The sequence below is a fragment of the Candidatus Accumulibacter contiguus genome, assembly GCF_012940005.1.
Taxonomy (GTDB): Bacteria; Pseudomonadota; Gammaproteobacteria; order Burkholderiales; family Rhodocyclaceae; genus Accumulibacter; species Accumulibacter contiguus.
This window is the reverse complement of record NZ_SPMX01000002.1, coordinates 63651-74841: the sequence shown is the minus strand read 5'-3', so window position 1 is coordinate 74841 and position 11191 is coordinate 63651. Positions and strand designations below refer to the sequence as shown.

14 protein-coding genes are annotated in these 11191 nt (G+C 61.5%); all 14 read left to right on the top strand.

Annotated features, from left to right (window positions below; genetic code table 11):
• Nucleotides 1-217 precede the first annotated feature (217 nt).
• The 14 genes from E4Q08_RS00690 to E4Q08_RS00625 all read left to right on the top strand — a co-directional run bounded on the left by E4Q08_RS00690 (nt 218) and on the right by E4Q08_RS00625 (nt 11153).
• Complete coding sequence (locus E4Q08_RS00690; RefSeq protein ID WP_034920250.1) at nt 218-559, top strand: DUF2782 domain-containing protein; 342 nt, start codon at nt 218-220, stop codon at nt 557-559.
• Between the two features lie 52 nt (nt 560-611).
• The gene (locus E4Q08_RS00685; RefSeq protein WP_169068992.1) at nt 612-1592 is read left to right on the top strand and encodes a homoserine kinase; all 981 of its coding nucleotides are present in this window, start codon (nt 612-614) and stop codon (nt 1590-1592) included.
• A gap of 12 nt (nt 1593-1604) precedes the next feature.
• Entirely contained in the window at nt 1605-2345 is a 741-nt protein-coding gene (locus E4Q08_RS00680; protein WP_034920254.1) for a BPSS1780 family membrane protein, read from the top strand.
• A 14-nt stretch (nt 2346-2359) separates the two neighbouring features.
• On the top strand, nt 2360-3136 hold the full coding sequence (locus E4Q08_RS00675; RefSeq protein WP_169068991.1) for a BPSS1780 family membrane protein: 777 nt from the start codon (nt 2360-2362) through the stop codon (nt 3134-3136).
• The gene (nadD, locus tag E4Q08_RS00670; RefSeq protein WP_169068990.1) at nt 3129-3803 is read left to right on the top strand and encodes a nicotinate-nucleotide adenylyltransferase; all 675 of its coding nucleotides are present in this window, start codon (nt 3129-3131) and stop codon (nt 3801-3803) included. Before E4Q08_RS00675 ends, nadD begins: the two co-directional genes overlap by 8 nt.
• Before the next feature lie 7 nt (nt 3804-3810).
• On the top strand, nt 3811-4188 hold the full coding sequence (gene rsfS / locus E4Q08_RS00665) for a ribosome silencing factor (protein ID WP_169069003.1): 378 nt from the start codon (nt 3811-3813) through the stop codon (nt 4186-4188).
• Nucleotides 4185-4655, top strand: coding sequence for a 23S rRNA (pseudouridine(1915)-N(3))-methyltransferase RlmH (rlmH, locus tag E4Q08_RS00660; RefSeq protein ID WP_169068989.1), 471 nt, complete (start codon nt 4185-4187; stop codon nt 4653-4655). Before rsfS ends, rlmH begins: the two co-directional genes overlap by 4 nt.
• Nucleotides 4655-5278, top strand: coding sequence for a Maf family protein (locus E4Q08_RS00655; RefSeq protein WP_169068988.1), 624 nt, complete (start codon nt 4655-4657; stop codon nt 5276-5278). Before rlmH ends, E4Q08_RS00655 begins: the two co-directional genes overlap by 1 nt.
• Nucleotides 5279-5307: 29 nt before the next feature.
• Nucleotides 5308-5775, top strand: a complete 468-nt coding sequence (locus E4Q08_RS00650) for a hypothetical protein (protein WP_169068987.1) — start codon at nt 5308-5310, stop codon at nt 5773-5775.
• Nucleotides 5756-6418 (top strand): response regulator transcription factor, encoded by a 663-nt coding sequence (locus tag E4Q08_RS00645; RefSeq protein WP_034908860.1) that lies wholly within the window; start codon nt 5756-5758, stop codon nt 6416-6418. Before E4Q08_RS00650 ends, E4Q08_RS00645 begins: the two co-directional genes overlap by 20 nt.
• Nucleotides 6418-7797, top strand: a complete 1380-nt coding sequence (locus tag E4Q08_RS00640) for an ATP-binding protein (RefSeq protein WP_169068986.1) — start codon at nt 6418-6420, stop codon at nt 7795-7797. The genes E4Q08_RS00645 and E4Q08_RS00640 overlap by 1 nt, the downstream gene beginning before the upstream one ends.
• A 79-nt stretch (nt 7798-7876) precedes the next feature.
• Complete coding sequence (locus E4Q08_RS00635) at nt 7877-8557, top strand: SOS response-associated peptidase (protein ID WP_034908859.1); 681 nt, start codon at nt 7877-7879, stop codon at nt 8555-8557.
• 285 nt (nt 8558-8842) lie between these two features.
• Nucleotides 8843-9745, top strand: a complete 903-nt coding sequence (locus E4Q08_RS00630; RefSeq protein ID WP_034908857.1) for a PEP-CTERM sorting domain-containing protein — start codon at nt 8843-8845, stop codon at nt 9743-9745.
• A 190-nt stretch (nt 9746-9935) separates the two neighbouring features.
• Nucleotides 9936-11153, top strand: coding sequence for a glycosyltransferase (locus E4Q08_RS00625; protein WP_169068985.1), 1218 nt, complete (start codon nt 9936-9938; stop codon nt 11151-11153).
• Nucleotides 11154-11191 lie beyond the last annotated feature (38 nt).

The following is an 11191-nucleotide window of genomic DNA, read 5'->3' as shown; positions in this document are numbered from 1 at the left end:
CCATAAAGGTATGCAAGGGCTTCGTCACCGGAGCGCATGACCATGAACCGGTCGCTACAGCCCGTCGGCGATTTCACGGCATTATCGCAGAGTTCTGTGAGCCGACCCAGTCGCCACTGGCTCGGCAAGCGCAGGCTGCTTCGCAATCTGTACTACAATCCTCCTTGCTGGTTGGTGAACTGCTCACTGATCGATTAATCACCCAGGGAAACTCCTCATGCCTCGCGTTCTTGCCATCTCTGCCCTGCTGATGCTCGCTGCCGCGCCAGCCCTTGCCCAGAACCGGGCGGATTTGCAACCCCTGCCGGCAGTCCCGCCAGCACCGCCGGAGATGGCCCCTCTGGATGCGGCGCTGGAACCCGAGGTGACGATCATCAAACGCGAAGGCGATACCGTCGAGGAACACCGGATCAAAGGCAAACTCTACAAAATCAAGGTGACACCGGCGCACGGCGTTCCCTACTATCTGGTGGACCGGGAGGGTGACGGAAACTTCAGCAGGGAGACGATGGGGTCTCCCGAAATCAGCGTCCCCACCTGGGTGATCGGGACTTTTTGACTGCCGATCCTGCCCATCCGTTCTTGTTGCCGTCAACCCGTGCTGGAGCGCCATGTCGGTTTTCACCCCACTGAGCACCGAGCAGGCGGCAGCCTGGCTTGAGGACTACGAGCTGGGCACCCTGGAAAAGCTCTCCGGGATTGCCGAAGGCGTCCAGAACTCGAACTTCTTTCTCGACACGACGCTTGGCCGCTACGTGTTGACCATTTTCGAGCAGGCGCCCGGCGAGCAGCTTCCCTTCCACATGCAACTGCTGGCGCACCTGGCTGGACAGGGTATCCCCTGTCCGGCACCTGTGGCCAACCGCCGTAACGAGTATGTCGGCCAGCTTCAGGGCAAGCCGGCAGTGATCGTCAGCCGGCTGCCGGGGAGCGCCGAGAGCAGCCCGACCCTGGCGCAATGTGCGGCGATCGGCGAGATGCTTGCGAAGCTGCACCTCGCCGCGCAAACCTGCCCTGTCCAGTTGGCGCATCAACGCGATATTGCCTGGTGCGCGTGCGTTGCCATGCATCTCGAGCCCTGGCTGGATCAAGACGATGCCGCGCTGCTGCGCGACGAAGTACGGTATCAGCAAAGCGCACGGCCGACCGGCCTGCCGCGCGGCATCATTCACGCCGATCTGTTTCGCGACAATGTTCTCTTTGTCGGCGAGCAGGTGAGCGGCTTGCTGGACTTTTATTTCGCCGGCGTTGACGACCTGCTGTTCGATCTGGCGGTGACCGTCAACGACTGGTGTGCCACCGCGACCGCCGGGCTGGACGCCGAACGTAGTACCACACTGCTTGCCGCTTATGGCCGGTGGCGTCCGTTACTGGCCAGCGAACAGGCCGCCTGGCCGACGCTGTTGCGTGCAGCGGCACTGCGTTTCTGGGCTTCGCGCCTGTACGATCACCATTTGCCACGTCCTGGAGAACTGGTCATCGAACGCGATCCGGATACCTACCGCAGCCTCCTGCTGGCGCGGCGCGCGCTGGACAGTCGCCATGCCTGTCTTGCCACAGCCACCAGGGCGGCCAGCATCAGCTACCTTTAGGTCTGCACCCACATGCTCAAGGAAAACTTCCCTATCCCCGCGCCGATGTTCAACGGTGCCAGTCGCCACGTCGATGTCGGCAACGCCTTCGACTGGCTCAGACAGGGCTGGGCGATCTTCATCGTCAATCCGGGGGTCTGGATGGCGATCACGGTGATTCTGATCGTCATCCTGTTTGGCCTGGCGATCGTCCCCTGGTTTGGTCAGCTCGCGGTTTATTTGCTGACGCCACTGCTGATTGCCGGAATGCTGCTCGGCTGCAGGAAAGTCGAGCGCGACGAGGCGCTCGAAATCAGCGACCTTTTCGCCGGTTTCCAGAGCAACACCGCTGGCCTGTTGATGCTCGGGGTGCTCTACATGCTGGCCATGCTCGGCGTGTTCCTGCTGCTTATCCTGTTCGTCGGCGGTGGTGTTGCCGGCATGATGATGGGCAATCCGGTCGCTGTCGGCATCGCTTTCGGCGGCTTCTTGCTGGGCACGCTGCTGTCGCTGCTGCTCTGCGTACCGATCGTGATGGCCATCTGGTTTGCACCGGCGCTGGTGGTCTTCAACAAGCTGCAGCCGGTCGACGCGCTCAAGGCCAGCTTCCATGCCTGTCTCAAGAACACCCCGGTTTTTCTGGTCTATGGCCTGATCAGCCTGGTACTCTGCTTCTTCGCTGCGTTGCCCGTCGGGCTCGGCTTCCTGGTCCTCGGGCCAGTGCTTGCCGGCTCGGTATACGCCTCCTATCGTGACCTTTTCATTGCCGCCTGAAGCGACCTGACGACATGCAAGCACTGACTCTCCCCGCCGCGCAAGGCTGGCGCTGGCTGACCGATGGTTTCCGGATTTATCGCAAAAATCACCTGATGCTGACTTTGCTGGTCGTCAGCTATTGGGTGTTGATGGCTCTGGTGAATATCATCCCGGTGCTCGGCACCGTGGCGACGACGCTGTGCATCCCCGCCTTTTCGGTCAGTCTGATGAATGCCTGCCGCAGGATCGATCACGGCTCACCCCTGTCTCCGCAACTCCTGTTCTCGGGTTTTGCCAGTAATCTGCGCGGCTTGCTGATTCTGGGTGCCATCTATCTGGCGGCAACGATCGGGATTCTCGCCGTTTCGGCGCTGGCCGACGGCGGTGCGTTGATGGCGATGATGCTGGCCGGCCAGAAACCCGCTGAAGAGGTGGTGAACGATAGCAGCTTGCTGCTGGCCACCCAGATCGCGCTGATCTTCCTGTGCCCGTTGATGATGGCCTACTGGTATGCCCCGGTGCTCGCCGGCTGGCATGGCTTGTCGCCGGCCAAGGCGCTTTTCTTCAGTTTCGTCGCCTGCCTGCGCAACTGGCGCGCTTTTCTGGTGTATTCGCTGGCCATCATCGTCGTCGCGACACTGGTGCCCGGGCTCATCCTCGGCATTCTGGCGACCCTGCTACCCGGCAGCGCAGCGCTGCTGGCGATCGTGATGACGGTGTTGCTGATTCTCGTTCTCGCGCCAACGTTGTTTGCCAGCTTTTACATCAGTTACCGCGACGTTTTCGTTACCTTTGAAGACGATGCCTGATCGCCCCGGCAAGCGGCCGCTGGGAATTTTCGGCGGCACCTTCGACCCGGTTCATTTCGGCCACCTGCGTCTTGCCGAAGAGGCCGCCGACAGTCTCGAGCTCGCTGGCGTGCGCTGGATTCCGGCCGGCCGGCCGGCTCTGCGCGCATCGCCGCAAGTGACTGCACGGCAGCGGCTGGCAATGGTGCGCCTGGCGATTGCCGACAACCCGCTCTTTACGATCGATGCCGCCGAGGTCGAAGCAGATCGGCCAAGTTACACCGTGCCGACCCTCGAACGTCTGCGCCAGGTCGATCAGTGTGGTCGGCAACAGCCGCTGGTGCTGCTGATCGGTGCCGACGCCTTTGCCGGCTTGCCCGGCTGGCATCGCTGGCGGTCACTGTTCGATCTGGCACACCTCGCTGTTGCGCAGCGTCCCGGTTTTTCGATCGATAGCGCCTGTCTGCCGGCGGAACTGGCGAGTTGCTATCGCGATCGCTTCTCGGCCAGCCCGGCGACACTGGCCGAGTCACCTGCCGGACGTATCGTCACTTTTACGATGACTCAGTTGGCGATCTCGGCAACCGGGATTCGCGGCCTGCTGGCGAAAGGCAGCAGTCCCCGCTATTTGCTGCCTGACAAAGTGATCGCTTATATTCTTACCAAACACCTTTACCCGGAGTACTGATTTGCCCATACCATTGCCCCAACTGGAAAAACTCGTGGTCGACGCGCTCGAAGACATCAAGGGCCGTGATATCGAGGTGATCGATACCAGTCGCCTGACCGCACTTTTTGACCGCATGGTCATCGCCTGTGGCGACTCCAACCGTCAGGTCAAATCGCTGGCCCAAAACGTTCAGGACAAGGTCCGTTCCGCCGGCGGGCAAGTCCTTTCCTGCGAAGGCGAGGCAATTGGCGAGTGGGTGCTGGTTGACCTCGGAGACATCATCGTGCATGTCATGCAGCCGGCGGTTCGCAGCTATTACAAGCTGGAAGAACTGTGGGGCGGCAAGGGGCCGCTACGCGTGCAGCGGCTTCCCGCAGAGGCCACGGCTACAGGCGAAGAATGAAACTCGCCATCCTCGCGGTCGGCCACAAGCCGCCTGCATGGGTGGCCCAGGGTTGCGCCGAGTACGTCAAACGCATGCCGCGCGAATTGCCTTTGTCGATCGTCGAAGTCAAACCGGAACCGCGGGGATCGAAAAGTCGCGAACAATTGCTCGCCGCCGAGAAAGTCCGCCTGCTGACGGCACTGCAGGGTTATCAGCGAATGGTCGTACTTGACGAGCGCGGTGTCGATCTGCCGACGCTGCAGCTTGCCGATCGCCTCGCCCGCTGGATGCGTTCCGGGGGGGCGACAGCCTTCGTCATCGGCGGTGCCGATGGCATTGACGAGGCCTTGAAACGACAGGCCGACGAAGCAATCCGCCTGTCGAGTCTGACCCTGCCGCATGCCCTGGCGCGCTTGATTCTCTGCGAGCAGCTGTATCGCGCAATCAGCATCGTCCGCAAGCATCCTTATCATAGGGAAGGTTGATGTCCGTCGATATGCCGTATTTGCGCGTGCATCTGGCGTCACGCAGCCCACGTCGGCGCGAGTTGCTGGCGCAAATCGGCCTCGGTTTCGATACCCTTGTGCCGCGCAATTCACCCCGTGACGACCCCGCCCTGGACGAAACGCCGCTGCCTGGCGAGAACCCGACGAGTTACGTCGAGCGTATCGCTCGCAGCAAGGCGGAACACGGCTGTAGTGTTGTCCGTTGGCGAAAGCTCTTTTCGCAACCGGTCCTGGCCGCGGACACCACGGTCGAACTGGCCGGCGAACTGATCGGCAAACCGCATGACGCAGAGGATGCCAAACGTATTCTGAAGCGTCTTTCCGGCAACACGCATCGAGTCCTGACGGCAGTAGCCATCGGCTTCGAAGATCGCATCGAACTGGCCCTGTCGATCAGCGAAGTGCGTTTTCGCCCACTCGATGATGGCGAGATTCGTCGCTATGTCGCCAGCGGTGAACCAATGGACAAGGCTGGCGCTTACGGCATCCAGGGGCGTGCCGGCATGTTCATCGAGTATCTTGCCGGCAGCTACAGCGGCGTGATGGGTCTGCCGCTGTGTGAAACGGCACAATTGCTGAAGCGTTTCGGCTATAGACTGTAAAGTTGATACAACGCTCAGGAACACCGCCCATGGCTCACCCCGTCAGTGAACATGACGACATCGATACGCGGATATTCGCCGAGCAGATCGCCATGGTCTACCAGCTGACGCCACATACCCTGGCGATGTCGATGATCGGTTCGACGCTGATCCTGTTTGCCCTTTGGTCGCTGGCGCCGCCTGCGCTGCTGCTGAGCTGGTATGTGCTGCACCATCTGGTGACCCTGCTCCGCTATCTGCTGATCCGAAGCTATCGGCGAGCCAGGCCGGTACCAGCAGCAGCACCGCTCCGGGCCCGGCGATTCGTCATCGGCACCAGCGCGGCAGGACTGATAGGCCGAACTGTATTCGGTTCTGGCGCGCTGGCTTTGAGGAACCGGTGTGCTCCCACGCTTGTCCAGCACGCAAGCATTTCCATGCGCTTGCCCGGCGTGAGAATGCGAAACGATCCACGGCTTCGGAAAGAGAGACGAGTCATTGCGCATTCTGCTGGTTGAAGATGATGTCATGCTTGGAGACGGCATCCGTGCCGGTCTCAAGCTGGCCGATTATGCGGTCGACTGGGTGCATGACGGAGAGGCTGCACGCCTGGCGCTGCTCGACCATGCCTATCAGGCCTGCGTTCTCGATCTCGGTCTGCCGAAGCGCGACGGGCTGTCGGTACTGAAGGAACTGCGGCAGCGTGGCAATCCCCTGCCGATACTGATCCTCACCGCCCGCGACAGCAGTGCCGACAAGATCGCCGGGCTCGATGCCGGCGCCGATGACTACCTCACCAAGCCCTTCGATCTTCTGGAACTGCAGGCGCGTCTGCGGGCGCTGATTCGCCGTGCTGGCGGCACTTCGACGCCGATCCTGGAGCATGCCGGCGTGATGCTCGATCCGGCCAGCAAACGTGTGACCCGCGACGGCCAGCCAGTCCCCCTGTCGGCTCGCGAGTACGCACTGCTGCATGACCTGCTCAGCCACAAGCAGCACATTCGCTCGCGCAGCCAGCTCGAAGAAAGTCTGTACGCCTGGGGCGAAGAAACCGGCAGCAACACCGTCGAAGTATATATTCACCAACTGCGCAAGAAGCTTGGTGCCGACTTCATTCGCACCGTTCGCGGCCTCGGCTACCGTCTGGACGACACTCGCTGATGCCGGGCACTGCCCCCGGCATGTCCGGCCAGTCACTGCGCTGGCGCCTGCTGCGCGCCGTTTTTGCTACCGCCTTCCTGGTCTGGGGTCTGATCGCCATCCTCAGTTACGGTCAGGCCCGGCACGAAGCCGAAGAACTGATGGATGGACATCTGGCGCAATCGGCCCGCTTGTTGCTGGCGCTGATCCGCGACAACGAGAGCCACCTGGCAGATCTGGCGACACGTCTGGCACTGGCGCGCAGCAGTGAAGACCGTCCCTACGAGTCGCCTCTAGAGTTCCAGATCGGGCGTGCCGATGGGTCGCTGTTGCTGCGCTCGGAGTACGCACCGGCAAGCTCTCTGGCAGCCGCGCCGGGTTACGAGAATATCGCCCATCACGGCCACCCCTGGCGGGTGCTGACCATTGCCGCGCCTTCTGACGACTATCGGGTGCAGGTCGCGCAGTCGATCGATCTGCGCGACCGTGCGGCACTTGAAGTGGCCAGCAAGACCGTCCTGCCGATCGCCCTGATTTCACCGCTACTGCTGCTGCTGATCTACTTTTCGGTGCGGCGTGGACTGAAGCCGCTCGACGACCTGGCCGCCGATGTGGCTGCACGTTCGCCGGAAAACCTCAAACCGCTGGCCAGGCGCACTGCACCACGCGAAGTGCAGCCGCTGCTTGCCGCCCTCAACCGGCTCCTGGCCAGGCTTGCTGACGCACTGGACAAGGAAAGGCGCTTCACTGCCGATGCCGCGCACGAGTTGCGTACGCCGCTGGCGGTGGTCAAGGTCCAGGCGCAGGTGGCGCAGTTGAGCAGGAATCCCGACGATCGCCAGCACGCCTTGCAGCAGATCGTGTGCGGAGCCGACCGTGCCGCGCGGGTACTCGAGCAACTGCTGCGCCTGGCTCGTCTCGATCCCCTCGCGGAACTGCCCAGTGCAGGCAAGGTCGATCTCGGCGAGCTGGCGCGCAGGCTGCTGGTCGAAACAGCAGTGACCGCCGACGCCGGGTCGGTTCACCTGCAGGCCAGTGCGACGCCCTTGCTGGTCCGGGGTGACGGAGAGCTGCTGGAAATCGTGCTGCGCAATCTGCTCGATAACGCCCTGCGTTACACGCCGCCGGGAACGCAGGTCACACTTTTCGTACAGCGGCGGAACGGCGACATCCTGCTCGGCGTCGCCGATGACGGGCCGGGCGTCGCGCCGGAGGAGTTGTCGCGGCTTGCCGAACGCTTTTATCGCGGTCGCGATGCCCATGCCGAAGGCAGTGGACTGGGGTTGGCCATCGTCCAGCGCATCGCCGAATTGCACGCGGCGTGCTTGGAGGTCGAGAACCTCAGCGGCGGTGGTTTCGAAGCGCGCCTGCGCTGGGTCGGATCGGCTGGGGTTCCGTAGTTTCATCCGCCATGGCGCCTTGTGTAGGCGGTCCATCCGCCGACTTCCTCATGCCCGGTCGTGTTGATATTATGGCGCGATGTGCAGCCATTTCGAATCCGTCAAAGACCGACAAATATTGAAAAGCCACTTTCGACTGGACGACGTCCCGGAAGGTGGCAAGTGGGATATGTGGCCCGGCTACCTGGGCCCGTTCATTCGTCGGCAAGAATTCGTTGACCTTGGCGACGAAGTGCTCCCCGAACGTGAAGTACTGCTGGGTTCCTTTGGACTGATCCCGCATTGGGCCACCGACACCAGGATCGCCCGGCAAACCTACAACGCCCGATCTGAGACTGTCGCAATGAAGCCCAGTTTTCGTGATGCGTGGAAAAAGTCGCATCACTGCATCGTGCCAGCCGACGCCATCTATGAACCAGACTGGCGTTCCGGCAAAGCAGTAGCCACGCGCATTGCCCGTGCCGATGACCAACCCATGGGGGTCGCCGGCCTGTGGTCCTGTTGGCAATCACCTCAGGGCAAGGCCATGCACAGTTTCACGATGCTGACCATCAATGCGGAATCCCATCCGCTGATGCGCCAGTTCCACAAGCCCACGGATGAAAAGCGGATGGTGGTCATCCTGCACGAGGATCGCTACGACGACTGGCTGCGAGCCGATGCGCAGTGCAGCTCGGAATTCCTGAACCCATATCCCGCAGATGCCCTCAAGGCAGAGGTGCCTGGGTCTCGCAAGCAGTCCTTGATCGTAAAAGTATAGTGGACCTGGTTTTCAGAACTGGGGGCAGCTCTCGGACCTGCTGCGCGCTACCACTGTCGGATTTTTTTACAGCGCCGGCTTGGACACTGCCGAATAGTCTCGCGTGCTTCCAAAAGAAATTAAACCAATTATTTGAATTTAAAGGAGTATCTTTACGGTTCCAAAAATTGGCGCAATTATTGCTTTTGTTGACGGCAGAGAGTGGTATGCAGCTTCGTGTTTGGGGCGAGGATTGGCGGCTGCTCTTTACGGTTCGTCAAAAAGTGATCATCTGAAGGAGTCACCATGAAAAAGGATGTTAGTCTCGCTTCGCCAAAGCAGCTGGCGGTTCTCCTGGCGAGCGTAGGTATGCTGCTCGCACTGCCCGCCGGGGCGACGGTTGTCGACGGGCTGAGTGCCGACGCGCAGGCTATGGCTGTCGGCGGCACACCCGGCACAGACGGTCCGAATACCAGTTCAAGCTTCACGTCTGCTAACGCTAACAGTAGCAGCGGCATCTTTTTTGCTAACGGTTCGTCTTTTGGCAACGCGGTGGGTCCTTACCGCGCCAGCGGTGACGGCAGCGGCAAGTTTGACAGCAGCGGGCATTTCATTCGCTCCTGGGGTATTACCAATGACAGCGGTGTCGCACAGCACTACGCCTTCAGCTTCTTCATCTATTATGGGAGCTTGTCGGCAAGCGACAATGGTGCCGGTGGCACGGGTTCCGCAGGATACAAAGCAAGCATTACCCGTGACGGTACAACCTCCTTGTTCAAGAGCGAAGCCGAGATCAAAAGTGATGGTACCCTGACGACGAGCGGAACCATCCTGGATGGGGCCACGCAATCCGGCTCCAGCTATTTCTGGAACGGCACTTACGTTAACGTCGATCTTGGCATCCTGAATTCGGGGCAGTCAACCAGTATCGTCTATGATCTGGTTGGCTACGCGCATGGCGATTATGGAACAACTACCGATTGCGGCTATGGTGGCTATGGCGAAGTTGCCACCTTCGCCGCCAGCGTCGGCGAAACCCAGTGTACGGGCTCATCCCATGGGTCCCTTGGTGATCCCGACCAATCGAATAACACGCCGATCCCCGGCATTGGCATTACTGCGACGGCGGTGCCCGAACCGGCCACGCTCGGCTTGCTGGGCATGGGTCTGGCGGCACTCGGTTTCAGGCGGCGCCGGCAGCGAGCTTAGGAGGCAAGCCCGTAGGTCCGGCTAGCCTGCACATGGCCTAAGCCGGCATTCGTGGTTCAGAATGTCGGCTTAGGCTACGCTAACCCGACCGACGCGAGTCCGCGTCTCTGCTCGGCGCCTTGGTGGCGTCTGGTCGCACCTGACGGGCGTCTTGGCGCCCGTTGCGTTTTCCGGGGAGAGCGCTTGCTGGATGGCCACGATTGTACTGAACTGGGAACTGGGGGCAGCTCTTGGACATGTTGCGCGCTACCTGCCGATTGCGCTGCAGCTCAGGGAGCGAGGGCATCGGCCGGTGCTGGTCCTGCGAGATATTTCGCGCGCCGAGGCGGTGCTCGGTCCGCATCGGATCGAGTTCCTGCAGGCTCCGGTGTGGCTCACCCCGGTGTTCGGTTTGCCACCAGACCTCAACTTCACCGAGACACTCTACCGATTCGGCTTTCTCCATCCCGAAGGTCTGCTGGCGATGGCGATGGCCTGGCGTGGCTTGTGGGAACTGCTGCAGCCGCAGTTGCTGGTTTTCGATATGGCGCCGACCGCCTTGCTCGCCGCTCGCGGTCTCGGCATCCCACGCCTGCTTCTCGGCAACAGTTTTGCCGTTCCGCCGCGCGTGCGTCCCTTGCCGCGTTACCGCTGGTGGACCAGTGGCGCTGGTGAGCAGGCGCGCCTCGCGGAAACCGACGAGCGGAGCACGCGCAACTGCAACACCGTTCTGCAAAGACTGGGCGCCCCGCTGATCCGTCAGGTGGCCGATCTGTTCGAAGCGGAGGCGACCTACATCTGTGCGCGGCCGCCGCTCGATGTTTATGGTGTTCGCCAGGATGGCGAGTATCTCGGCCCGATCAACAGCCTGAACATGGGTGCCGACCCGCTCTGGCCGTTGGGCGACGGAGCACGCGTCTTTGCCTACCTGAAGTCGGACTACAAGCATCTCGAACCCCTGCTCAATGCCATCGCCAAGAGCCGGGCGCGCTATCTGATCTACGCGGCGGGACTGCCTGAGCAAGTCCGCAAACGCCACGAATCCGAGCATGTCACGTTCAGTGCAATACCTCTGCGGATGCGTGAGGTGGTCAAGCAGTGCACGGCGATCATCTGCCACGCTGGCGGGATGACCGACATCGCCCTCGATCACGGCAAACCGCTGCTGCTGCTACCGATGCAGATGGAACAGACGATGACCAGTCACCGTGTGGAAGTCCTCGGTGCCGGCGTTTTGCTGCCCATTGAAGGTAACCCGGCGGTGTTGCCTCGGCTGATCAAACGCTTGCTGGAGGATGGCCATCTCGCCGCGCGTGCCGAAGCCTATTCTCGGCAGTGGCCCAGTACCGATCAGACGCCTGCTGTAGCTCGGGTAGTCGATCGCTGTGAAATGCTGTTGAAGCACGCAGATCTTGCAGCGGAGACCTGATCCCGCACTGAGCGCTGCAGGCAGTGCCTGGCCGAATA

What these genes read in the sequence shown, in the direction of transcription:
- rlmH (WP_169068989.1), top strand. Translation starts at nt 4,185, where the DNA reads ATGAAACTCGCCATCCTCGCGGTCGGCCACAAGCCGCCTGCATGGGTG.
- E4Q08_RS00650 (WP_169068987.1), top strand. Translation starts at nt 5,308, where the DNA reads ATGGCTCACCCCGTCAGTGAACATGACGACATCGATACGCGGATATTC.
- E4Q08_RS00630 (WP_034908857.1), top strand. Translation starts at nt 8,843, where the DNA reads ATGAAAAAGGATGTTAGTCTCGCTTCGCCAAAGCAGCTGGCGGTTCTC.
- E4Q08_RS00680 (WP_034920254.1), top strand. Translation starts at nt 1,605, where the DNA reads ATGCTCAAGGAAAACTTCCCTATCCCCGCGCCGATGTTCAACGGTGCC.
- nadD (WP_169068990.1), top strand. Translation starts at nt 3,129, where the DNA reads ATGCCTGATCGCCCCGGCAAGCGGCCGCTGGGAATTTTCGGCGGCACC.
- E4Q08_RS00675 (WP_169068991.1), top strand. Translation starts at nt 2,360, where the DNA reads ATGCAAGCACTGACTCTCCCCGCCGCGCAAGGCTGGCGCTGGCTGACC.
- E4Q08_RS00655 (WP_169068988.1), top strand. Translation starts at nt 4,655, where the DNA reads ATGTCCGTCGATATGCCGTATTTGCGCGTGCATCTGGCGTCACGCAGC.
- E4Q08_RS00635 (WP_034908859.1), top strand. Translation starts at nt 7,877, where the DNA reads ATGTGCAGCCATTTCGAATCCGTCAAAGACCGACAAATATTGAAAAGC.
- E4Q08_RS00640 (WP_169068986.1), top strand. Translation starts at nt 6,418, where the DNA reads ATGCCGGGCACTGCCCCCGGCATGTCCGGCCAGTCACTGCGCTGGCGC.
- E4Q08_RS00685 (WP_169068992.1), top strand. Translation starts at nt 612, where the DNA reads ATGTCGGTTTTCACCCCACTGAGCACCGAGCAGGCGGCAGCCTGGCTT.
- E4Q08_RS00690 (WP_034920250.1), top strand. Translation starts at nt 218, where the DNA reads ATGCCTCGCGTTCTTGCCATCTCTGCCCTGCTGATGCTCGCTGCCGCG.
- E4Q08_RS00625 (WP_169068985.1), top strand. Translation starts at nt 9,936, where the DNA reads ATGGCCACGATTGTACTGAACTGGGAACTGGGGGCAGCTCTTGGACAT.